Annotated in this window: 28 protein-coding genes; 18 read left to right on the top strand and 10 right to left on the bottom strand. The window is 41.3% G+C overall.

Going from position 1 to position 22,614, the window contains the following annotated elements; genetic code table 11:
• Positions 1-380 (bottom strand): LysR family transcriptional regulator (locus tag IQQ51_RS27340; RefSeq protein WP_228012984.1); only part of this gene is annotated, 380 nt, incomplete at its 3' end.
• 100 nt (positions 381-480) lie between these two features.
• Between IQQ51_RS27340 and IQQ51_RS18355 the strand changes: the two genes are divergently transcribed.
• Entirely contained in the window at positions 481-1,833 is a 1,353-nt protein-coding gene (locus tag IQQ51_RS18355) for an MATE family efflux transporter (protein ID WP_193841766.1), read from the top strand.
• A 113-nt stretch (positions 1,834-1,946) separates the two neighbouring features.
• On the opposite strand, the gene IQQ51_RS18350 is transcribed toward IQQ51_RS18355, so the two are convergent.
• A complete protein-coding gene (locus tag IQQ51_RS18350) occupies positions 1,947-2,384 on the bottom strand; it encodes a Spy/CpxP family protein refolding chaperone (RefSeq protein WP_048610860.1) in 438 nt (145 codons plus the stop codon).
• 212 nt (positions 2,385-2,596) lie between these two features.
• Here IQQ51_RS18350 and IQQ51_RS18345 point away from each other — a divergent pair, with 212 nt between their 5' ends.
• Positions 2,597-2,842 (top strand): hypothetical protein, encoded by a 246-nt coding sequence (locus IQQ51_RS18345; protein ID WP_029223306.1) that lies wholly within the window; start codon positions 2,597-2,599, stop codon positions 2,840-2,842.
• Positions 2,843-2,860: 18 nt separating this feature from the next.
• On the opposite strand, the gene IQQ51_RS18340 is transcribed toward IQQ51_RS18345, so the two are convergent.
• On the bottom strand, positions 2,861-3,067 hold the full coding sequence (locus IQQ51_RS18340) for a hypothetical protein (protein ID WP_193841879.1): 207 nt from the start codon (positions 3,065-3,067) through the stop codon (positions 2,861-2,863).
• A gap of 102 nt (positions 3,068-3,169) precedes the next feature.
• On the opposite strand from IQQ51_RS18340, the gene IQQ51_RS18335 reads away from it, so the two are divergent.
• The 3 genes from IQQ51_RS18335 (at position 3,170) to IQQ51_RS18325 (ending at position 6,501) form a co-directional block, all read left to right on the top strand.
• Positions 3,170-4,174, top strand: a complete 1,005-nt coding sequence (locus IQQ51_RS18335) for a response regulator (protein WP_048606080.1) — start codon at positions 3,170-3,172, stop codon at positions 4,172-4,174.
• A 1-nt stretch (position 4,175) separates the two neighbouring features.
• A complete protein-coding gene (locus IQQ51_RS18330; RefSeq protein WP_048606084.1) occupies positions 4,176-4,613 on the top strand; it encodes a PAS domain-containing protein in 438 nt (145 codons plus the stop codon).
• Between the two features lie 844 nt (positions 4,614-5,457).
• Complete coding sequence (locus IQQ51_RS18325; RefSeq protein ID WP_050650856.1) at positions 5,458-6,501, top strand: GMP reductase; 1,044 nt, start codon at positions 5,458-5,460, stop codon at positions 6,499-6,501.
• A 138-nt stretch (positions 6,502-6,639) separates the two neighbouring features.
• On the opposite strand, the gene IQQ51_RS18320 is transcribed toward IQQ51_RS18325, so the two are convergent.
• Positions 6,640-7,671 (bottom strand): tyrosine-type recombinase/integrase, encoded by a 1,032-nt coding sequence (locus tag IQQ51_RS18320; RefSeq protein WP_193841765.1) that lies wholly within the window; start codon positions 7,669-7,671, stop codon positions 6,640-6,642.
• 133 nt (positions 7,672-7,804) lie between these two features.
• Between IQQ51_RS18320 and IQQ51_RS18315 the strand changes: the two genes are divergently transcribed.
• Both IQQ51_RS18315 and IQQ51_RS18310 read left to right on the top strand, forming a co-directional pair.
• Positions 7,805-8,185 (top strand): hypothetical protein, encoded by a 381-nt coding sequence (locus IQQ51_RS18315; protein ID WP_193841764.1) that lies wholly within the window; start codon positions 7,805-7,807, stop codon positions 8,183-8,185.
• A 119-nt stretch (positions 8,186-8,304) separates the two neighbouring features.
• Positions 8,305-9,171, top strand: coding sequence for a hypothetical protein (locus tag IQQ51_RS18310; protein WP_193841763.1), 867 nt, complete (start codon positions 8,305-8,307; stop codon positions 9,169-9,171).
• A 30-nt stretch (positions 9,172-9,201) separates the two neighbouring features.
• Here the strand turns inward: IQQ51_RS18310 and IQQ51_RS18305 are convergent, their stop codons facing one another.
• From IQQ51_RS18305 to IQQ51_RS18290, 4 genes are read right to left on the bottom strand one after another with little or no spacing between them, the layout of a single operon-like run.
• A complete protein-coding gene (locus IQQ51_RS18305) occupies positions 9,202-10,521 on the bottom strand; it encodes a DUF3427 domain-containing protein (RefSeq protein ID WP_193841762.1) in 1,320 nt (439 codons plus the stop codon).
• Positions 10,522-10,540: 19 nt separating this feature from the next.
• Complete coding sequence (locus IQQ51_RS18300) at positions 10,541-11,353, bottom strand: hypothetical protein (protein ID WP_193841761.1); 813 nt, start codon at positions 11,351-11,353, stop codon at positions 10,541-10,543.
• 6 nt (positions 11,354-11,359) lie between these two features.
• Positions 11,360-12,814 carry an AAA family ATPase gene (locus tag IQQ51_RS18295; protein WP_193841760.1) on the bottom strand — a complete coding sequence of 485 codons (1,455 nt, stop codon included), beginning with the start codon at positions 12,812-12,814 and terminating at the stop codon, positions 11,360-11,362.
• 1 nt (position 12,815) lies between these two features.
• Complete coding sequence (locus tag IQQ51_RS18290; RefSeq protein WP_193841759.1) at positions 12,816-13,442, bottom strand: phage repressor protein CI; 627 nt, start codon at positions 13,440-13,442, stop codon at positions 12,816-12,818.
• Between the two features lie 97 nt (positions 13,443-13,539).
• Between IQQ51_RS18290 and IQQ51_RS18285 the strand changes: the two genes are divergently transcribed.
• The 9 genes from IQQ51_RS18285 (at position 13,540) to IQQ51_RS18245 (ending at position 18,784) form a co-directional block, all read left to right on the top strand.
• Entirely contained in the window at positions 13,540-13,752 is a 213-nt protein-coding gene (locus IQQ51_RS18285) for a hypothetical protein (RefSeq protein WP_004742462.1), read from the top strand.
• Positions 13,753-13,866: 114 nt separating this feature from the next.
• Positions 13,867-14,406, top strand: coding sequence for a phage regulatory CII family protein (locus IQQ51_RS18280; protein WP_193841758.1), 540 nt, complete (start codon positions 13,867-13,869; stop codon positions 14,404-14,406).
• 11 nt (positions 14,407-14,417) lie between these two features.
• Positions 14,418-14,642, top strand: a complete 225-nt coding sequence (locus IQQ51_RS18275; protein WP_193841757.1) for a hypothetical protein — start codon at positions 14,418-14,420, stop codon at positions 14,640-14,642.
• A gap of 70 nt (positions 14,643-14,712) precedes the next feature.
• Positions 14,713-15,132: a hypothetical protein gene (locus IQQ51_RS18270; protein WP_193841756.1), complete on the top strand. Its 420-nt coding sequence runs from the start codon at positions 14,713-14,715 to the stop codon at positions 15,130-15,132.
• Positions 15,129-15,371: a hypothetical protein gene (locus IQQ51_RS18265; protein ID WP_102341204.1), complete on the top strand. Its 243-nt coding sequence runs from the start codon at positions 15,129-15,131 to the stop codon at positions 15,369-15,371. Before IQQ51_RS18270 ends, IQQ51_RS18265 begins: the two co-directional genes overlap by 4 nt.
• Entirely contained in the window at positions 15,371-15,598 is a 228-nt protein-coding gene (locus IQQ51_RS18260; protein ID WP_193841755.1) for a hypothetical protein, read from the top strand. Before IQQ51_RS18265 ends, IQQ51_RS18260 begins: the two co-directional genes overlap by 1 nt.
• On the top strand, positions 15,598-17,706 hold the full coding sequence (locus IQQ51_RS18255) for a hypothetical protein (RefSeq protein ID WP_193841754.1): 2,109 nt from the start codon (positions 15,598-15,600) through the stop codon (positions 17,704-17,706). Before IQQ51_RS18260 ends, IQQ51_RS18255 begins: the two co-directional genes overlap by 1 nt.
• Before the next feature lie 182 nt (positions 17,707-17,888).
• Positions 17,889-18,107 carry a hypothetical protein gene (locus IQQ51_RS18250; RefSeq protein WP_193841753.1) on the top strand — a complete coding sequence of 73 codons (219 nt, stop codon included), beginning with the start codon at positions 17,889-17,891 and terminating at the stop codon, positions 18,105-18,107.
• An 8-nt stretch (positions 18,108-18,115) separates the two neighbouring features.
• Positions 18,116-18,784 (top strand): hypothetical protein, encoded by a 669-nt coding sequence (locus IQQ51_RS18245; RefSeq protein WP_193841752.1) that lies wholly within the window; start codon positions 18,116-18,118, stop codon positions 18,782-18,784.
• Here IQQ51_RS18245 and IQQ51_RS18240 read toward each other — a convergent pair.
• Complete coding sequence (locus IQQ51_RS18240; RefSeq protein ID WP_193841751.1) at positions 18,735-18,986, bottom strand: ogr/Delta-like zinc finger family protein; 252 nt, start codon at positions 18,984-18,986, stop codon at positions 18,735-18,737. The two genes, IQQ51_RS18245 and IQQ51_RS18240, sit on opposite strands and share 50 nt — an antisense overlap.
• Before the next feature lie 442 nt (positions 18,987-19,428).
• Between IQQ51_RS18240 and IQQ51_RS18235 the strand changes: the two genes are divergently transcribed.
• Both IQQ51_RS18235 and IQQ51_RS18230 read left to right on the top strand, forming a co-directional pair.
• Entirely contained in the window at positions 19,429-20,307 is an 879-nt protein-coding gene (locus tag IQQ51_RS18235; protein ID WP_193841750.1) for a potassium channel family protein, read from the top strand.
• A 71-nt stretch (positions 20,308-20,378) separates the two neighbouring features.
• Positions 20,379-21,083 (top strand): hypothetical protein, encoded by a 705-nt coding sequence (locus IQQ51_RS18230; RefSeq protein WP_193841749.1) that lies wholly within the window; start codon positions 20,379-20,381, stop codon positions 21,081-21,083.
• A gap of 510 nt (positions 21,084-21,593) precedes the next feature.
• Here IQQ51_RS18230 and IQQ51_RS18225 read toward each other — a convergent pair.
• The gene (locus IQQ51_RS18225; protein ID WP_193841748.1) at positions 21,594-22,613 is read right to left on the bottom strand and encodes a phage portal protein; all 1,020 of its coding nucleotides are present in this window, start codon (positions 22,611-22,613) and stop codon (positions 21,594-21,596) included.
• Between the last annotated feature and the right edge of the window lies 1 nt (position 22,614).

Genomic DNA, 22,614 nt, shown 5'->3' with positions numbered 1-22,614 from the left:
ATCTCATGATCTTGATAACGCTCGTTTAATTCCCGAACTTTGGAGATCAATACTCGCGTCGCGAAACTCAGAGTCGCTTTGATCACGATACGCTTCTGCTTGGGCTCACTCCAAGAGGCGATAACAGCTTCGATATTACCGTAGCTTTCACGCAAAGCCACATACAAATCATGACCTTGTACCGTTAATTCAATCGCTCGATGCTTGCGAATAACCAGTGATGCGTTTAACTCATCTTCAAGCTGTTTGATCTGTCGACTGATCGCACTTTGTGTCACATGCAGCTCTTCGGCAGCCAGAGTAAAGCTCATCAGCCTTGCAGCAGCTTCAAAGGCTTTTAAGCCATTATGTGAGGGTGGCAAGCTAGGATATGGGGTCATAATTCGTTCGCATGAGTTTATGGAATGTTAGAGTCGCAAATTTATCAATTGAACGCCAGCCTCATCGATCGTATTTTGGGCGAAATTACCTGAGGCGCTCATGAAAAAAATACTCACACTTGCATTCCCTTTGATCATTTCACAGCTGATCTCCATGGCGTTAGTCCTTACTGATGTTTGGATGATGTCGCGTATCAGTGTGTCAGCCCTTGCGGCTGGTGGCTTAGGCGCCTCTATCTACTTTTTCATCTTCATTATTGCGAGCAGCACCGTAGGTTGTGTCGCGAACTTGATTGCGATCGCTTATGGTCAGCGCGTCGCTCGCCCAGAGTTTGGTAATACTCAAATTAGATTGGCGGTGAAAGGCGCAACCATGTTGGCATTCGTGCTCAGCGTGACTTTAATGGCCAGCTTCTGGTTTGCTCCGTTGGTGTTAGAAGCCGCAAAACAGCCGCCAGAAGTGATCACTTTAGCCATGGAATATGTCCATGCTTTGAAGTGGGTGATGTTGCCTTCGCTTATCTTGTTGGTACTTCGTGGCTTAACCAGTGCGTTTGGCAACGTGCGCTCCATTCTTGTGATGTCGATTATCACCGTAATTCTGAATGTGCCCGTGAGCTACTTTCTCACCTTCCAATTAGACATGGGCTTAACAGGTTTGGGGCTTGGTACGGCTATCGCGGCATTTATCGTGATGGTTGGATATACGGTTTGGGTATTTAAGCGTGACGAGTTTAAGCAATTTGCCCCTTGGTTAAACACAGAAGAGTACTCAATCAAGTTGATGAACCCATTGTTGTTGATGGGTCTACCTATCGGCTTGGCAGCTTTACTTGAGCATGGCTTGATTTACGGTGGCACCTTAATGGCGGGCACGATCAGTATTGCTTCGCTAGCTCTGCACCAAATCCTGCTGCAATGCTTAAGCTTTACTTGGAACTTCAATTTCGGCTTCTCACAAGCTGCGGCGATTTTGGTTGGTCGTGATTTTGGCGCGGGTAACTACGAAGGAATAAAAAGAACCTCAATTCAAAGCTTTATATTGGTGTCTGTGTTGAGTGTGGCGTTGTCGGCTGTGTTTATCATATGGCCTGAGATGATCGCCTCTATCTTCAAGTTAGACGATGGTACGGGTGCGATGACCTCATTGTTGGCTTCTGTTATCTGGGTCGTTGCTTTGTGCTTTATTGTTGATGCTTGGCAGCTACTGGCGATTAACCTGTTAAGAGGCATGAAGATTGTCTCTATGCCAACCGTGATGACAGCCATCGGTTACTGGGTATTTGGCTTGCCTGCGGCTTGGTATTTGATGCCTAAGTTTGAATTGGCAGGGATTTGGGGCGGAATCGGTGTTGGCTTAGGCGTGACAGGTATTTTGCTGCTGATTCATTTAATGGTCGTGCTTAACAAGAGCAGTAAGACACCAGACTTAGATTGTTCAGCTTACTCTTAAGCTTAATTGAAACGTAAAAAAGCCACAGCAATGTCTGTGGCTTTAGTTTATCTCAGTTGATTCTTGGGGGAGTGAATCAATATCAGGATTGAGGACAGCTAGTTTCTACTCGACTACTTTCCACCAGAGAGCGCAGACTTCATCATGGTTTTGAATTGCTCTTTCTGCTCTTCAGTCAACACATTGTAAATGTTGTTCTTAAGACGCATCTCTTGCATCACCATCGACTTCTCGGTTGCTTGAACCGTATCAATGACCTTTTCCATCTCGGCTTCGTTGAAATCAGGTTGAGTCACAAGGCTGATCTGTTTCTTCTTAAGCTCTATTGCGCTCTCCATATCAATCTCTGTTCGATCGGATTGATAATCTTCAACAAGAGAGAACACTTCCGCTTGTTGTTCTTCGGTTAGATTCAAAGAAGCAATAACCATTTGCAATGGGCTAAGCGCTGGCTGTGGCGGTTGTTGTGGTGATGAAGCACTCACAAAAGGAGCGGTAACGAGTAGAGCTGAAGCAGTTAATACACAAAGCGACTTTTTCAGTGATTTCATTGAGTTTCTCCTGTTAGTGGAAACATGAGTATAGGTGAGTAAGCTGAACTCGATATGAACATGTCGTTCAGTTTAATTCGCCGAGCTCATTGCGTTCACTTAGTTACCTTCATCTTAGCGTGGAACGAGTTAGACCTTGGTCTTACAGAAACCGAGCTAAAAGGTGACTAGAATGATTTGAGTTGCTCACCGTTTTATCAAGGAATACACAAATGGAAGTTGGATTGTTCTGGGCTGAAAAAGGAATGCTAGTGCTTGGCGCACTGTTTGTTTTGACGAGCATGATGCAGTACGGAAGACGCAGTAGCGATTGGAAAGGCGTAATTACGATGTTCTACAAGCGTATCCCAATGAATATTGCAGAATACAAATGGTACCGTTTGGGCATTGCTTTGTTGGTGTTTGCTGTGGTTATACGTTTCGCATTACTGATCCTATGGCCTTCATACCAGTTTTAGTCCTTTGTATTCGCTCTTTTATATAGAGCATATAAAACCGATACATTCATGACGAGATTGAGCCTTAATAAACTCACTTATTAAGGCTGTCATTTCATAAATTAGCGCTGTTGTTCCATGAAAAAGTGCTATTACTCTATAATGACGAACGGTTATTACCTTTGTAGCATATTGTTTTTCATCAAGAATAATGTCGGATAATAGCTTACCTGCTTGTTTCATCATTCTTACTAATAATCTACACATAAATCCATTCACCCCGTACCTGATACCATAATGTTCTGTTACACTCGTCCGAATTAGCTTTAATTTGTCGGTGGTGCATTTATGTCGTTCCCAGTTCTTATATGTGATGATTCTGCGTTAGCAAGGAAGCAGATGGCTCGATCACTGCCTAGTTCTCTAAATGCAGATATAACTTTTGCTGTTCATGGGCTTAATGCACTTGAAGAGCTCGCTCAAAACCAGTTCAAACTGATGTTCCTCGACCTCACCATGCCGGAATTAGATGGCTATGGCACATTGGAAGAGATGCAACGTTTAGGTGACACCACGCCTGTTGTCGTTGTTTCTGGTGACATACAACCAAAAGCACAACAGAAGGTGATGGATCTTGGCGCCAAAGCGTTTTTGCAAAAGCCGATCGATAAAGAAGCGCTCAAAGCTATTTTGCGTGAGCATGTTGAGCCGCCAAAACAACCTCAAATCATTACTCCAACCGCTTTAGAACTGCCAATACTTCGCAGACGTGATGTCTATATGGAAGTCGCGAACGTAGCGATAGGCCGTGCAGCCGATGCATTGGCGCGCCACTTTAATGTATTTGTTCACCTACCGCTGCCGAACGTCAACATCTTCGAAGTGAGTGAATTGCACATGGCACTTCGCGATCTAGCGGATAACGACCAAGTATCGGGTGTTTGCCAAGGCTTCAGCGGAGAAGGGATTGCAGGTGAAGCACTAGTTTTGTTGAGTGATTCCAGTGTGAGCGATCTTAAGAAGCTCATGAAGGTGCCAACCGAAAGCGAACAGCTTGAAGAGTTAGAACTACTGATGGATGTGTCGAATATTCTCGTTGGCTCATTCTTGAATGGACTAGGGGAGCAATCAGAAGTTCGTTTCTTCCAGAGTTCTCCTGTGTTGCTAGGTCAGCACATCTCGATTGACTCTGTGATTGAAAATACCAGTGGTTCATTTAAGAAGACCATGACTTTCGAAGTCAGCTATAACATAGACGGTACGTCCATCCGCTGTGATCTTCTATTTATGTTCGTTGATGAGTCTTTGCCGCTTCTAGACAACAAATTGGCCTACCTAATGGAGGAGTTTTAATATGCTGAATCTTCCTGCTGAATTTGAACAGTTCCACTGGATGGTGGACATGGTTCAAAACGTCGACATGGGGCTGGTGGTCATTAACCGTGATTTTCAGGTGCAAGTCTGGAATGGCTTCATGACTCACCATAGCGGTAAGCAATCGCATGATGCTATTGGTAAGTCGATCTTTGAGTTATTCCCTGAAATCCCAGAAGAGTGGTTTAGACTGAAAACTAAGCCAGTCTACGATCTAGGCTGTCGCAGCTTCATTACATGGCAACAAAGGCCTTATCTGTTTAAGTGTCGTAACGTTAGGCCAGTAACCCAGCAAGCTGATTTCATGTATCAGAACGTCACGCTAAACCCGATGCGTTCACCAACAGGCCAAGTCACTTCTCTCTTTTTGTCTATTCAAGATGCGACTGCAGAAGCGTTAGTCTCTCAAAAGAACTAGCACTGAACCTAAAGAGTGAATAAAAATGGCTAAGGTTAACGACCTTAGCCATTTTTTTGCTTTTTATTCTTCAATTGACCTTGGAGGCTTCGATCTCTTTCATCTACTCACTCTAAATTTTCAATGTTTACTCTGCTTTTCGCTCAGCGAACTCTCTTTTTTAGAACCTTCTTCCTCAAGAATCTAGATTGAATGAACTACCAGACGCCAAAGAAGCATGATTTTGGTTGTTGGTGGTTTATAAAGTTTGGCTTTTTAGGGGGCTTTTAATAGAGGCTGGGATTTGGATTGTCGAAATCAAATGAACCTTGCCTTCAAAATCGAGTGCATTGAAGCGTGTTTCTCTTAGGTGAGGTTAACCAGGAACACGATGAGTTTGCCTAATTTGGACGAAAACAGAAATAATTTGGAAAAAAATCGAATTTATTTAAGAAAAAAGGCATTTTTTTGTTGGAGAAAAGTGTGATTTTTATGTGATCTCGAGGCACTTTCTTCACATATTTTTTTAATGAAGGCGATATTGTGTGAAAGAGAGAGGAAAACGATTGCGCAATAAATCGACAACGTTTGCGTGATTGGTTCGCTAAGTTATTAATTAGTAAGAATTTAGTAAGAAGGTCGAGCTAGGGAGGTTTTACCAGATATGGAATCTTTGAGAGGATAACACAAAAAAAAGTGAAATATCAGACTTGCTGTTACTAAATCACGACCTATAATGCTGAAAACCGGAGCGTCTGCCAACGCTCCGGTTTTTTTGTGTCCGAAGAAAAGTAAACTCGTCTGCCAACGGTTTTACTACGCATTTCGCGAGAGACACATAATTTTATGAATCAAGGAAAACACTATGCGTATCGAACAAGAACTTAAGTTAGGTTTCAAAGATGTACTCTTCCGTCCGAAGCGTTCTACCCTTAAAAGCCGTTCTCAAGTTGAATTAACCCGCGATTTTACATTCAAGCATAGCGGTCGTCAATGGTCTGGTACTCCAGTAATTGCAGCTAACATGGATTCGGTAGCAAGCTTTGAAATGGCAGCTGCTCTAGCAGAGCACGGTGTTATGACTGCAGTACACAAGCACTACACAGTAGAGCAGTGGGCTGAGTTCGCTAAAACAGCAGACAAGAAAACACTGAACAACGTATTTGTATCAACGGGTACATCTGAAGCTGAGTTTGAGAAAACAAAGCAAATCATGGCGCTTAGCGAAGACTTCGTATTTATCTGTATTGATATCGCTAACGGCTACTCAGAGCACCTAGTTGAGTACGTACAAAAAGTACGTGCTGAATTCCCGACTAAAGTTATCTCTGCTGGTAACGTTGTAACAGGTGACATGGTTGAAGAGCTAATTCTAGCTGGCGCAGACATTGTTAAGGTTGGTATCGGCCCTGGTTCTGTTTGTACTACACGTGTTAAAACAGGCGTAGGTTACCCTCAACTTTCTGCAATCATCGAGTGTGGCGACGCAGCACACGGCCTTGGCGGCATGATCATCGGTGACGGTGGCTGTTCATGTGCGGGTGACGTATCTAAAGCGTTCGGCGGCGGTGCTGACTTCGTAATGCTAGGCGGCATGCTAGCAGGTCACTCTGAGTCAGGCGGCGAAGTTGTAGAGCAAGACGGTAAGCAATTCATGAAGTTCTACGGCATGTCTTCACAGTCGGCTATGGACAAGCACTCAGGTGGTGTTGCTAAGTACCGTGCTGCGGAAGGTAAAACTGTTTTACTTCCATACCGTGGTTCTGTTCACAACACAATTTCTGACATCCTTGGTGGTGTACGTTCAACTTGTACATACGTAGGCGCAGCAAAGCTTAAAGAGCTAACTAAGCGTACGACTTTCATCCGTGTACAAGAGCAAGAAAACAACGTATTCGGTAAAGAGTAACGTTTAAAACACTTGTTTAAAATTTTAAGAATTGAGCCACTTTAGAGTGGCTCTTTTTTTACCTGAAATTTGGCAAGTGGCGACAAAGTGGCGACAGCCGAGCAAAAAATTTTGTGGCGACAGGTTACAGGTTACAGGTTACAGGTTAGAAAGAGGGTTATGGATAATTGCTTCAGATAGGTGATCAGGTGCGAAGTGGGCATAGCGCATTGTCATGCTGATATCTGCGTGGCCTAGAATGTCCCTTAGCACTAAAATATTGCCGCCATTCATCATAAAGTGACTTGCGAACGAATGACGCAAAACATGAGAAGCTTGCCCTGAGGGCAGGGTGATGCCCAGTTTATTCTTTAATATGTAGCAGAAAGGTGTATAGCACTCTTCAAATAGCTTCCCAGAGGTTGGTTTGTATATCTCGTTGTAAAGCTCTTCAGAGATGGGTACAGAGCGATTCTTCTTAGTCTTGGTGTTGGTAAACGTAACTTTATATTTGCTTAACTGAGAGCCTTTCAGCTGAGCTGCTTCATTCCAGCGAGCCCCAGTGGCAAGACATAGCTTCACTATTTTCTGCATGTCTGTTCGGTTGTGTTTAGACACGTGTTCAAGCAATAAAATAATGTGCTCTTTATGAAGGAAAGACATGGTACGTTCGTGATCTTTAAATGGCTTCACTTCTTCTAAAGGATTTGGTCCTTTCCACTCTCCAATTTCCTTCAATTTAACAAACATAGCCTTAAAGCGCGCAAGTTCTGAATTTAACGTTGCGATACTAGGCGCCCCTTTTTGCCAACGCGCATCAACAAAGCTAATTTGCCCACTCATTCGGTTACTTCTGAATTCAGAGTATGTTTTTGCAACGAAAATGGTCGCTACAGGGTCACCCATAGCTTTAGCCATTCTTAAAAATTTACTTTGGATGACACTGCCATTAGCAAGGGTTGCACCATAGTGGGAGTACCAAAGCTCAATAAGTTGAGAAAGCCTGCGATGATCCGGCTTGTCTCCCATCCAGGGCTTATCATCAATCTCTTTCATTGTGTGAAGTTCAAAAGCCTTGGCTTCGCCCTTAGTCGCAAACTTCTTACGAACGCGCTTTCCCGCTCGCCCGTTTGGGTAACATTCGCAGATCCAAGGTTTGGTCGAGCCGTCTTTCAAATTGCGTACTGACATAATTAAGCCTAAAGTAACTGTATATAAAAACAGTATAATTCGAGCGAAAACGTAGAACAATGTTTTATATCGGACAAAAAGCACAGGTTAGACACCTTTCTCAAAGTGCTAAGAAAATTAATAGGTTTTTGCTATGTATCATTCAATTCATGTGACTGCTGGTTACAGTCATTTCAAAATCAACAGTGATGGTCCAATTGGGGTAAGTAAGAAGAACCAAGGGGTGATTGATGCGCTTTTGAAGCTAGGTAATCGATTTACGGCGCCATTTGGTGGGTTTATAGAAGCAGAGAACGTAGTTGGTTTGAAGTTGGTGAAGCTGGTCGATATTAAGTATTTGTGCACTGATGAGAAAGCCGAAACTATCGAATACGTGATACAAAAAGGCCACTATGTAGTGGGGACGTATCAAGACCGGAAGCTGTATATCTTATTGTTTGGTGGGGAGCCAAAACACCATCAGATCAAAGGCTTTGAACAAGATGGGAAAAACAATGTATTCGGATTGTTTTAATACTAATGAGATAGTTTATAAAACGTAAGATATACGTCACATTGTGCATATGGTTTTAAACTGAGAATCTTATAATTTTGGTAGAGTGTTATCATTCAAATCAATCGGTTGCATAATCTATGATCACCTGTACTTATAGAGAAAATGGTAGTAAATGTACAACAGAGGATTACGAAGCCAATCCTGAAAAGTACCGAGGCCTGATCGACTGCACTGTTTGTGGTAAGAAAGCTTGGTTTGTTAAAGGTTACTCAACAGCCAAAGTTAATCGAATGGCTTGCTTTGGTGCTAAGCATAAAGATGGGTGTGATGCATCAACGGTGTTATTTAGTAGTGACGATGTTGATGAAGACAAAGACGGTGATGGTGAAACAACTTCCGATTTAAAAGTTGATTTGGATAAAACCGGTGCTAACTCTCTTTATGTTTCTAAAGACAATGGTTTGCACGGTGACGAAGAATCAACACGCGTAAGTAGTAAGCAATCCAAAGGCTTGGGTAATGGCAGTGGTTTTCCTTTAAATAAGTCACTAAGAGCTCTACTAACAAACCTTTGTCGAAACCCTCATTATGCAGATAGAGGGCAAACCATCAAAATCGTTACAGATGGCGGTAGAGCGGTTATTGAAGGGGCGCTGTCTGACTTCTTGGTACCAATATCTTCAGTAAGTCGCGAGCATATTGGTAAGGAGTTCATCTTCTGGGGAACGATTAACAACTTAAACGTCGATAAGAATGGAACGTTGTGGCTGAATTACGGCGATTATAGGAAGGAGCCGAGTGTCAGTCTTTCATCTTCATTAAAAGAACAGTTGTTAAAGAACTTCAAATTGACTGAAGTTTCAGAGTTGGATGGTTCAGACGTTATTATTGTTGGGCATGTAGGATTCTCTGCTAATGGTAAAGCGATTATTAGTACTGGTTTTACCAAGTACCTGTCGTTTAGAAAAATGAATGTTACAGCGATAGAAGAGCCGGTATCTTAGTAACAATAAAGCCCCTAGCTGGGGCTCTAATTATTTAACGCGGGCTTTATAGTTTTCAGGGACAAGGTCAAAGTTATTTTCAACAGCACCATTAATACGATAGAAACTTGCTCTATCCGATTTGAAATCAAAGTTGTACACCCTATAGATCCAAAATTTTTGGTCAAGGCTTTTAGATACTTCCACTTCATTTCTTGATATATAAAAAGCGCTACCTTTCGAACCTTTGGTGGTTTTGACTTCAATATACTTTTCGACACCATTTTTATCGAAAGATTTAATATCGTAGCCAGCAGCTGGATCTGTCTCTGCAATGTGTTCAATTTGGTTAGCTAGATCGGGCCTTTTGTGGACACTTTTTAGCTGTTCTATTTCATGCCTAATTACTAGCTGTTCACCAGCTAAACCTAATCGTCGGTTACGCTGCTCACGCTTAGCCCAATCAACAGTCACTGATTGAGAGTTGTTTTTACCAAAAGTCGTTTTTTTGTTATCTGACTTTGGGGGAGTGGTTTCATTTAACGATACACCTGATAGATTCAGTGGCGGGGCTGTTTTAACTTCTTCGCCTTTGATGTGCTCGTTGAACTCTTGACAAACATTTTCTGGAAGTGGCCAATTGAGCAAATGCCATTGAAAATGAACCGGGTGCTGAGTATTTTCATCACAATGTTTGAAGGCTAAGGGCCCAAAGAACGTATAATCGTCCCCTTTTGCTACACGCATAAATAAATAGATAGTGTTTTGGTTTTCATCGTGAGTGCAGAAGGACTTTATCCAGTCACTTTCTTGGTGGTGGCGTTCCTGTGATTCCCAATAGATGATCCCATCTTTTGTTAGGTAATCCTCATAGGTTTTTTTGTCTTCCAAAGTGACAATAAAAGTGAAGTCGTTTTCACGTGGTGTATTAGGCACAATACCTGTACCACCCCAGCGCCCCGCACCTGACGAAAAAATCATATCGGGGTCAAAGAGATCGTTAAGTTGCTTGCGGGTGTATTTTTGATAGAGAGCAAGTCCATCGCTTTTCGATGGCCGCGGCTTAGCAACGATATCAAAACCTAACCTTTCTAGAACTTTAAAACAGTCACTTCCAACGCCACCAGTAAAGTGCTTAGAAAGCACCGTTTCGTTTAGTAGGTCACTAAGCGCAAGGCCGAATATAGCTTTGGGTGGGTAACGCTTACCATTAACGAGTAAATCGTAACCGGTAGAAGCGATGTATGACTCTACGTGGCCATGTAAACTATCGAAAACACCTACAGCACCATAGATATGAGATGTTGTAAGAGGTTTAGATATTGTTATCAACCTAGCAATTCGTCCTGCTTTATCTAATTTTGTTTTCATAGGAAGTCACTAAAGGTGTTTAAGGTTCAATCTGTTGTAAAATAGGGTGTGGCACTTCTTGGCGTTCAACTGGATAAGGGTGGAAAATAAGCCCGTTAGTAACTCTAAATGCATAAAATATAGAATCACGTTCACAGTAAGCGTACCTGACTCGAAACTCATTATTTTCAGAAAAACATGAGGTCTCTAGTAAGGGTTGCATTATTTCCATGTCTTCATGAAGCATTCTCGAACCCCAACCGCTAGTAGGATGGTGTTTTTTTGAAAATTCACAAGTTAACTTATTATTTTCTAAATAGTCTTGTAACAGTTGAAAAGTGTTAAATAAAGGTCGAGGTTCGATATCAACCTCATCTCCATTATCGCTAAATTTAGTCAAAGTAACGAGATTGATTTTTTTTGGGTTGAAAGAAATAACCGCGAATTCATTCTTATTATACAAGCAACTAGAAGAGTTACTCTTTATTTCAAAGGTTTTTTGGTCAGTTGCTTTAATAAGCGGAGGGGAGCAACTGACAGTATCTAATAAACTTTCTTGATCAATATCATCTAACATTAATTCAGAACTCATCCACTTGCTGACTGACTGAGATACTTGCGTGATAAAGTCTCTACTATTGGGCCAATGTCCGTGTTCCAATGTTTCAAAGGGATAATAGTCCAGAATCGACATGACAAAGTCATAAAGTAGGGTTAGTTGTATTTCCCCAACCTCTTCTAATTCTAACAACTCAATTACATCATTTATTACATCATCATATGAGTGAGGGCTAGCTATAAAGTGCTCTTTATCCCAAACAAGCGTAGATGGCTCTAAGTAAAAGAATTCCATGCGTTTTTAGGCCTTTTCTTCTGATCTTGTTTTTTTACGCAGTGCTTTTTTCTTAGATATCTGAGCTTTCAATATAGCTCTTACATCTTTGTCATACTGGTCAAAAAATCCATCAGGCCATAGATTAAAATTACCTAATTCATCAAGTGACATTTTTGAGTATTTAGTGTTGTTATTATCTTTGGAATACTCAACGAAAATAAGGTTGATGATTTTTTCTAATTCGCTTTCTGATTCAGCAACTCTTCTTCTCATTCTTGTTATAAGATGGTCACTATGAGTTTCAACAATAGTTGATATACCTTTTTTATGCAGAGCATGCAGGAAATCGAATATTTTCGCTTGTACAGTAGGATGTAAATGTATCTCAGGTTGCTCGAGAATGAGAATGCTCTTTTCTGGTAACGCCATACTTTGCACTATTATAGGAAGCACCTGGCTTATACCAAAACCAACATTATTTATGGATACTTTAGTGTTACTGTTTGGAAGTGATAACTTAACTTGGTATAAGACACCATTTTTATCTTTCTCTAAGCTTATATCTGATGCTAATTTGAAAAAGTCACATATCCAATACCTGGTACTTTCTAAAATTGAACTACTAGTAATCTCATTTGATTCATATTCATAAAATTCAACTTTATCTTTTTGATGCTTTGCTAGAAATTGAGGGGTATACTCTCCTCTTGTTCCAACTAATGAACTACCAGAGTCTTCGAAGTAGTAGTAGCTTTTAGGCGATTCTCTCAAGGGACCAATGTAATATATGTTTTCAAATTTCTTACTAATAGCTCTTGTGGTTATATCTACTATCGGAAGCCTCAACCATAGATTGTTGTCATTATGCGTAACTCGAACGTGACTATGACTTAAAAGAAAGTCACCAACACTGATTTTAGTTTTTATTTCTGCATTATTAATGTCAAATGAATCATCGGTAATTATATAATACTGGTCGAAGTTGTCAGAAAAACTTAATGTGAAATCCTCACCTCTTGTTCTTTTGTATTTAATTTGTTGTTCTTTATCACCTAAGTCAAATAGACTTATCGTTATCGAACGAATATAGGTGCGATGGCCAACGTTTTGTCTCTTTGATTCAAATTCGACAGTATAGATTACTTTTCCTATATTACTTAGCAGCTCTTTTACTCTACGTGACACATAAAAACTTTTTTCAACAAACTCTTCACGATCTAGAATGAACGAAAATTTCATTATTCCATCATTATGATTCTTTGAAGTTATATCTTCGAACCTTCCTAGAGATAGAAGAGGCTTATTGAATTTAAGAGCTTCTCGCTCATGACGGTCTTCAATATTTTGCTTCAGGAATAATAATGCATGAATTAGACTTGATTTCCCTCCGCTATTTTGGCCTGAAATAATATTGATATTATCTAAGTCAAATTCCTGTTTTTGCGTTATTGCTTTAAAGTTTGTAATTTGAATTTTCATTTCACTTCTTCTCCATCGCCAACGCAACTCTACCCACAACCCTTACTTCATCTTCTTCAACTGTTAGAGTCGAGCCGTTAAAGCTGATCGCTAGTTTCTTACCTGGTAAACGCTGAATGTCGTTTAGAGACAGTAGGCCGTCCATATCCACTAGGTAAGTGCCGCTTACTGCTTGGTGAACTTCTTTATCGACAATGAATGTAGTCCCATCGTGTTCGATGCCCATTACATTCAGAACCCCAAGTTTGTCTAAGTAGCTCTTATCAAAAGCTAGCGTTTCATTTCCCACAAGCTTTCCATTAGTCAGAGTGAAGTAATCGACATCAAAAAGTGTCTTAGCTTCATTTTTTTTAGACGTATGCTCTTGGACTACTTGATCAGGGAATGCTTCGCCTTCTCCTAAAGCCAGATATTTGATTGATGCGCCAGTCTTCAAATGAAGTCTCAAAATCACTTCGAAGGGAGTTAACTCTCGCTGGTGCCACGTAGATATCGTTCCTTTTGAAATGCCAAGTACGTCCCCAAGGGACTTAAAGTCTCTCGTTTTCGTGACTTCCTTCATCCTTTCTGTAACTTCTCGGCCGCCAATGTATTCAAAAGGTGGTATTTGCTCTTGTAATTCACTCATAAGAAGACTATATTTTCACTCAAATGATGACTGGACAGTGCGGGGTGCGACCCTATTGTCCGAAATGAAACACTCAATAACACAACAGGATATCACTATGCTCTCATATCAAGTAGTCCTAAATACGCCTTTCATGACGTATGACCAATACTCTCAGTTTTCTGGAATGCCTAAGCGCACCATCATGGATTGGGTAGCCGATGGCCGCTTACCTATTAAAACTAAAGCAAAAGGTAAAGAAACTCCTCTCATCAATATGATCGCCTTAGTAGAAATGGCGACTCGTGAAGCTATGGAAAAGTTGGGGTAGGCCGTCATGCGTTTATCTTCCCTAATTCCAACCAAAGAGTATTGCCCGTTATGGCTCAATGTTCTTGGTTGGGGCTTCGTTTTCGTCCCGTTTGTCTTCAATTGAGTATTGGTTATGAACGAAATTGACTCAATGTGCGAATTCCGTGGCTCTAAACAAAAGGCATTTAACGAAGCGTGTTGTGCATTTGCGAACTCGGAGAACATGACCAAGTTAGCAAAGGCCGTGGATATGAATGCCACTATGCTGCGCAATAAGCTCAACCCAGAGCAGCCGCACATTCTTACCAGTGTAGAACTTGTGATGATCACCAAGGCGAGTGGCAACTTCACCATTCTTAATAGCCTTTTGCTTGGCCTCGGTGTGGTGACCGCACAAATCCCCAATGATGCGAGTGAAGAAACCTTCATCAAACGCGCATTAGAAAACGCGATGCACTCTGGTGACTTGTCTCGTATGGCTTTAGAACATGCAGGACAAGATCGCCTTAGTCGCACTAACAAACACATCATTATCCAAAAGGCACAAGCGGGTATTAGCAACCTTGTGCTTCTTATCAACGATATAGAAAGCCGCACAAAAGGCGTTTCCCCATTCTTAGCTATGAGTGTGGATTTGGTCGCTAATGGTTCGGCTATTCCCGGACTTACTTAGGAGAAACTTCGATGGAATCGACCAACCCAATTCATAGGCCTTGTCCAGATTTACCTGCTTACAGCCTTAACCAAGAGCAGAAAGCGAGAGGCTTAGAAATGATTAAACAAGTCAAAGCCCAAGTTCGTGAAGGCGTACTTAGCAAGCTGAGAACAGAGTACGAAGAAGCGGAAAACCCAACGTTGAAGACGGCGATTAGCCGAAGAGCAAGGAGCATAAAACGTAACTGGTCTTAGTTTTCACCGACAACTAGAAATATTTGTCCCCTTCAAGGGGCTTTCTGAATCTTAACTGAGGTAATCAACTATGAGTCTTGAAGTTCATTTGTTTAATCAATCGTTCTCCCAAATAGCTGAACGATTTAATGCTAGTAGCCAAGGGCAAAGAGAAAGGTTGTTGATTCAACTCGATGCAATTGCAAAGAAGCAGGAACTAATGGAAACACACCGCCCACAGTCAGAAGTTATTGCTGACATTAAAGAAGCAATGGAGTCTGACCGTGCTCGTTTGTTCTTCGGTCATTCATTTCCTAGCTGGTATCGAAATGGTTCGATAGACCAGGTTTCACAACTACACCATTGGGCGAGTTTGGATATGAGTAACCGCCATTTATTTTTGGAAATGTTGGGGTTGCGAGATTTAGGGTGCTTTGACGATGAAGAGCTTTTCCAGTTTGAACAGCACTGCCTTACGGTGACTGGTATTACGAGAGGAGATAACGTATGAGCCATTTAGATGATAAGCATGACATTGAGCGTTCGTTATTAATTCCGAAAGAGGCTCTTGTTCTTATTGAACATTTAAGGGACCGCTTGGTTGAAGCTGCAGATTGCATGGAGGCAGGAATAGAAAGTACGCATGCTGCTGGATTAACAACCGCTGATGTAGAACGACAAATTCAAGACTCTCGCTTCTTTTCTAATGAAGCCACTAACTATCTAAGAGCGCTGAAGGTAAATGAATAATGGAGTATTCAGCAGTATTTCTTTGTCCTAGCGGTGGCATCGTTCGCCATGAAGAAACTCAGCAAGTCGCCAATGTTCAGGTTGGTGATTTCGAATCAATGGATGATGCGGTTAACCAAGCTTGCTTAACACTTGAGTGCTCTCATTTGCACAAGGGGGTTATCTCAAAAGGGGAAGGCAAAAGTGGTTTTATGGTGGTCACTAATCAGGAGTTGGAGGCAATTTAGTGGAACTGAGTGATTTACTCTATAGCGCAGGGGCTGTAATGCCCCTCGATAAAATCCGTAGAAACGACGCCAGCTATAAAGCTGGTTTTTTAGTATCCAAAATTTACACCGACCAAGAACAAGCACTTTTAGATTCTGGTTTAGTGAAGAAAATCCCGATTTACGATCGCGTTTTTAATCAAAAATCTAAACGAGAGTTGGAACTGAAGAAGTCTACTGATCTCTTTAAAGCGCTTAATCATCGCACAGAACACGACCGCGAAGCGGCGGCGAGAATCGCCGAAGACAATAGGCTAGTCAAAGGGCGCAAAAGTCCGACAGAAAAATATAGGCATCGAATAGAGCGAAATCGTCAGACTCTGCGATTGCTAGACAATGTCTCGAAGCCGTTGGAAGTATTGCGAAACTCAGAGTCGTATTTCAATCACGACTCGCTCTATTGCTCTACAGGGCGAAATACGCCTGCAGTTTTGCGTGACAAAGGTAAGGTCAATCGCTGCGAACCGCAAATTGTTCCTACCTCAGTACAACTGCAGCAGCGTAAGTGCTTCAATCAATATCGAATTCAGCACATTACGCAGACTCCAGCGAGTAAAGCGCCAGCTGCAAACAGTGGTGACAGATATACCGATAAACTTACCAAGCGGGCGGTGACTCAGATTTTCGAAAGCGCTGCATATTCGGCGGTAAGTAATGAAGGTTTCACAACATTTTTGACACTTACTTTTACTCAGGCTCAGCGCTTGGCCATCTTTGGTGGTATGGCTAGTGAATCTGAAATTGGTGGGTTAGGGGCCCGGCATCCAATTCGCTATCGAAGAAACATGGTGACTTACGCGAGTAGCTCAACTGAAAAACGAGTGGCGTTACCGGTCATGAATATTGGGGGGCCGTATTCAACCGTCCCATTTGCCAATAGACCGCGAACTAAGCTGATGAACATCAAGGGAGATATTGCTGGTGATTATTGCCGCTTGGAGGATAAGCCTACGAGTGGGTTTACATTAGAGAAAACAATTGAAACCACTATGGGAAAAGAGGTTTCCCGGATTCTCGATGCTATGAAGAAGATGTACCAAAGAGGGTGGGTAGCTGATCATACTCTGCAAATTGATACCGATAGCGGACAGAAATACTGTGATTTAACAACTGAAAAAGTCCCTGCTCATATTGGTAAACCTAGTGAAGTAGGCCCAACAGAGAAACCTCTCGATTTTCATTACATTTGGGTCGCTGAGTGCCCAGCGAATGAGGATGGTGAACCCAACCCTCACGTACATGTTCTTTTAAAGTGGAATGTAGAACCTAGGTTCTTTAGTGCCTGGGCAAAAAGACTAGAAAAAATTTGGGGGCATGGTTTTGCAAAGCTTGAGCGAATCAAAAAGCCTAAAGCTGCAGGTTCTTACATCATCAAAGCGGTGGGCTATGCAGCAAAGGGAGAAAATGCTGAACAAGGTCTTATAAGAGGTAATCGCTACAACATATCGAAATGTACGCGAGCGCCAAAGTGGGAATGCTTGGCCTCTTTTGAAGCCGACAATATGACCGCAGTGATTAAGGAGCTTGGCCATAAGCTAGAACAGTGGAAAAAACCTTTGAAACGCAAGGTATCAAAGCTGATTGTTGCTAAAGCTCAAACTATTAAGGCTAAGTCGATAGCAATCCAACAAGGTAAGCCGAAAGAGCTCACGGACAAGATGCAATGTCGTATTATCCGTTTAGAAAAACAGGCTGAGAAGGTGAATCGAGAGATCCGCGAACGTGGGGTACATGCTTCTAGTGGTAACCGGTTTTCGGTGACATTTGAAGGTGATGAGTCACGCACCAAGGTTGATGAGTTTCTGTATTGGGCAGCTGGTGCTCGTGGTTGGTCTATGGAGTGTAGAGATTTGGATTTAGCTGATCTCAAACAAGACGCTGACGAGTACTACTTAAATAGCTTTGTTTATCACCAAGAACGGCGAGCCTATTGGAAGGCAGTATTTGAAGATAGTCCTCCCATTTTGGATGTGGATGAGAATGAGCAAAGTTATTGGATGGAGACTCAACAGCAGTATTCATCGTTACAGAATGAATACTGCTGTTGCACTAATGAAAATGGGCGTTGAACCTCGAAGTACTAAAAATAACTCAAACTATCAATTAGTTGAAGCACTTCACGCATGACTGGTTGGAGGTCAGTTAATCCCTTTTAGAAACTTCAATCACCCTCCTCAAAATTAATACTTTTAGTTGCAATGCTGTATGTGTATACAGTATATTTTCAAGTGTTATTATTAAGGGTATTGATATGTCTGATAAAAACCAGTTATTCCAGCAAGCATTGGAACTGATCATAGATGGTGTTGCTTTGAGTACTAATGAAAAAAGTAGGGCTCAGGTGGGCGCGTATCTGATGGGATTGGTGGTCGCAGACAATCAAGGCAAACTAGATAACAAAAAAGTAGAAGCCATTCAGATGATCATCCAAATGGCAGATGATGCAGATAGCCCTAAGTTCGAGGTTTAGCTTAATACATGGAAATCATAGATATTGGTCCACTACAGTCGCTTTCTGAATTGCTAGTTAGTTTTGTTCCAGAACCTGGACCTGCAATTATTAGTAGTATGCTCGCACTATTTTTTATTGGGTGTAGCGCCTATGTGGTATGGCAATTGACATATAACGCTAAGGATCTCGCGGTTATTACTCTCTATAAATCGCTAAAGTCACTAGATGTAAAAGTAACAAATGGTATGAAACAAAGAGTAGAACAGATTCAGTTTCGATATGCTTGGGGCTTTCGTTGCGACTTAATTAAAGGAAGAAAGCTTGAAGAAGCATATGATTTAGCGATGGGGGAATTTCCAAAAGAGCATATGGAAAGCGCGAGTCAATGGCTGAGTTTGGGGAAAGGCTTTTTATTCACTAGAGAAAGTTACCTTGATAGGCTGGAATTGGTTTTTTTTTGGTTGGTATCAATAGCGCTATCTTCAATGAGCTGTTTTTTGGGAATCATTGGCGCAATAGGCTCTACCAATAACTTTCAATATGGAGCACTTACCATTTTTGCTTCAATGCTGTTCCTGTTGGTGGCAATGAAGATTAGAAACACAGCTTTAGGTTTTGTTAGAGCAAGACGCTTAGTTGCTTTGGTTAAAGCATTGAAAGTTGATTCTTCAGCTCAGCTTTCTTCTCAGGACTAAGTGCTTTAACCAATTCAAAGGCCATCTGCGAAGTGGTCTTTGAGCTTGGGCTCAGAGTGTGGCTAAACGACAGGTTCATCACGAAGGAGTGGCCGCATTCAGGGTCAGTACAACTACAATATAAGTCGCTATAACCCGCTGAAATTCGGTTGGATTTTTGTATGCGGGCTTTCTCGCCACACTCCTGGCAAACTACTCTCATATGACACCATGAACCTATCGAAATAATAGGTTCATGGTACTAAATTACGGTGAGGATTTATACAGATCAGTAGACTTTGAATCTATTTTTCATTTTACAAAGATGACTTAAGAGGTGCTCTATAAATGCCATATTACACCGAACTGACCGATATTACTGTATTCAGGAGTTTTGTGATTTGGATAGTATTTGCTAACCATAAGTTTCTGTAAATTATGGTAAATATTGGATATGGTTATCTTCTTTGAGGTATGACTGAGTATTGTCGTAATATCAGTTTAGAAAAGTGATTCACGGCGCTTGGTATGCTTGGTTACGCCCGTTACATGTTTATGTTAACTGGATTCGAAGGCTAGACGTCGTACCAGTAGTTCAACGCCTTGTTGGGCATTTCCTTAAATCACCGGCATTTTAATTGAATAACAAGTAATTAGAGTTAAAAATGGATGTAATATTTTCTCGTAAAGCATATGTGTACGCTTTGGCGTACTTGAGCTTAATTCCTATCTTCGCCATTGTTTTTTCGATGGTTGACTTAGACTTTGGGAGTCATAATCAAGGTTGGATAACCTATTTTTACTTCAGTATTGTATCAATCACGACTCTTGGATATGGAGATGTACTACCTAGTAGTTCATGGGCTCAAATTGCCGCAGCAACCGAATCGTTGTTAGGAATTTTACTTATTGGTCTATTTTTGAACGCGTTATCGATTCAACATACTCAAGAAATCGAAAAGAAAGAGCTTGAAAGGATAGAAGACCAAAATAAGAAGCGTGCAATTGCAAGGTTTACTTCATTTGAGAGGTTAGTTTCATTAAGAAAACAAAGGTATCTTACTTATTGCACACCTATTACTGTTCCTTCGTCTCAGGATAGAAAAGAGGCGAACAGATATTTTGAATTTCAAGATATGCGAGATCTTTTCAAATCTACAATGCGCTTGACGGACAATAATTTTACCCCAGCTATTGATTACTATTTTGAAAACCTCACAGAATTTACAGAAATTCTAGAGGAGCTAGTAAAATTAGGGTATGCCTCTAAATGGCCTGATATGGAAGATTTATGTGTAGGTTTTATTAGACAGAGTAAATCTTTAGATTTTAGAGAAAGCATCCTCAAACAACCAACTACCACATATGGTGACAAAAAAGCTTCAGAAGAAGATGCTAAGACGATAGCTGACTATACTGGGAAAGTTGAATTTAAGCCTTCCAATATAATTAATCAATATGTGGCACTTTATTTGTTGCTGAAGGCAAGTTTTGACTTTATCGATAATTTTGAGAGAAAGTCAGATGAGATTAAAAATAGTTAGTTGTTTATATATGGATGAAGAAAGCAATTTTCTAGTTTAAAGAGGCGGCGGAGAGTCCGGTAGTAATAATCATGGAAAATGATAAATCTAGGCGTTTTTTTTACGAATCAGAGAATTCGACTCGTCGTGAAGCGATGTTAATGAATAAGCTTTTGTTTGATTTACAACTAGCGTACGCAATGCAGGGAGGATATCTAAAAGCTTACCGCACTGATGTTGACGACAATGGGTATGATTTAGTTCTAGATTCGGAAGATATAAGCCGAAAAGTCCAGGTCAAGTCAACAATGGTTGATACTTCAACAAAATCGTGGAGTATTGCCAAAGGTGTTCTAAGAGCGGAGCTTCATCAACTACGTAAGCATTCAATGTGGTCCAACTTATCTGCAGGAATCGGAGGTGGAGTGATTTTACAGGAAGTGACGCTGAATTATGATGACATTACAGTCAATTACTATTACACAGACTTGGTCATTCTTTCGCTTTATTGCTTTGGCATAATTGGAAATAATAACAATTACAATAGTTCTCGTAGAGTTATAGGCGAGCTTCACTATGATGGCTTTCACGATAAGGTAAAGCTTTCTAGAAGTTGTTTTATTGAAATGAAGTCACCTGCGGCACTATTAGAATTAATGGGCTTCACACAAAGTCGGATGTATGGAAATCTTATCGACAAATTGCATTGTTTAAACAACCCTGAAACTTGTTCTGGACCAAAAGAGTACTACAAAAGGAAGATGACAGAGTTGATTGATAAGGTAAGATCTAGCTAACAACCTGTAGATAGGTAATATTTATTATTTTTCTCAGTAATAACCACCTTTAACGGTGGTTTTTTTATGTTTGTTTCAATGTCGGAAGAAAGCACGCCTAACACACGAAAATCTCACTCCTTCTCCCCACCTGAAGCGTTTTCGATCTCATTTTTTCGAAATTCTATTTCAGTGAAATTCTGGCGCCGCTATGGAAGGCTAACAAGCCGCTAGCCCTTTAGGAATAATGGGGCTTGCCGCGAGTTAACAGTCCTTAAAACGGCTTATAGAGCGCCTAATAAAATTGCGAAGAGTGCAAGAAATTGAAAGGAATTGAAATTCTGACGATCAGTGTTGATCTGGTTGGCTTTGTTAACTATCTGAAGTGTATGCGTTTTTGTATTTTAGGTCGATTTTTTAATGATCGTTTGTGTTTTATGACGATCGTTTGAGTTGTATATCAGCCCTTATGAAGAAAGGGCTGAGCGTAAATTGCAGTCAAAAACGTAATTGCAAAAAACATCATGCTACTTAGGCCGCGACATTGTCCAAATTGAAGGTCAAATGCAGGTGTTCTGGTACTTCTGGGTCGCTGTTCACGGCATCCATGAACATTTCGCAAGCGGGTATCACTTCGTTTTTACAGTAAACGTAATCAAATTTAATCGGGTCACCACGAGTACCACCGTTTGGAATGATTGCGGCCAGTTCGACAGGGAAGCGATGACCGGTGATCACCTCTTGTGCGGTGACGTTCTTAATTTTCTCGTACTCATCTTTTGTTGCAATGTCACCAACGGGTATGAGTTGAATCCCTTTCTCGTTGCCGTTTGGAATGTTGATGAACATCGAGCGGAAGTTCCCCACACCACGGCTTGAAGCCATCTTCTGCTTTAGGTCTTCCTCATCGTCTTTACTCAAGTTTGGGTCAGTCGCATAGAAGATAAAACCCATGTGCAAACCGTTCTTATAGTAACGGCGACGGAACGTGGTGGAGTCCTGGCTAAGCAAAGCAGACTGGACACAACCAAGGTAATCAGGTCCACCGTAGACTTGCTGAACTGGGTCGTATTGTTTGATGAATATGACGTCTTCTTTCTTGTAACTCTTTTGTTTGTCATCCCGCTCTAGGAAAGCAAAGTCACCGTTCCTACGTTTACGTAAATACATAGTAGGAATAGGCCATAGTCCAATGACTTTGCCAAAGTAGTTACGAAGCTTAAGCAGGGCAGTGTCACCAAATTCTAAGAAGTCATGCACGGCTGATTGCATTTGCTGCTTCTGCATTCCACCTTGGGTGTAACGGCCCGCAATCATGTTACGGCGAGCCATTAAGATAGAACCGTGATAAGCGTTAGCCCGAGTCAGTTTATTTAAGCCAGCTCTATCGAGTGGTGGTTCCCAGTAGTTCCCGTCTTCGTTGTAGTAAAGCTCGTTGTATTCGTAGTTGGTGAAATCACGGTCCATGATTTCTGGCTCACCAAAGCTAAACATCAAGCTTTCATCATTAGCGGATTCTTTCGTGATTATTTCTGTTGTCTGTTCAGTCATT

The organism is Vibrio sp. OPT18, assembly GCF_015163615.1.
Classification (GTDB): Bacteria; Pseudomonadota; Gammaproteobacteria; order Enterobacterales; family Vibrionaceae; genus Vibrio; species Vibrio coralliirubri.
This window is presented reverse-complemented; position numbering and strand designations above follow the sequence as displayed.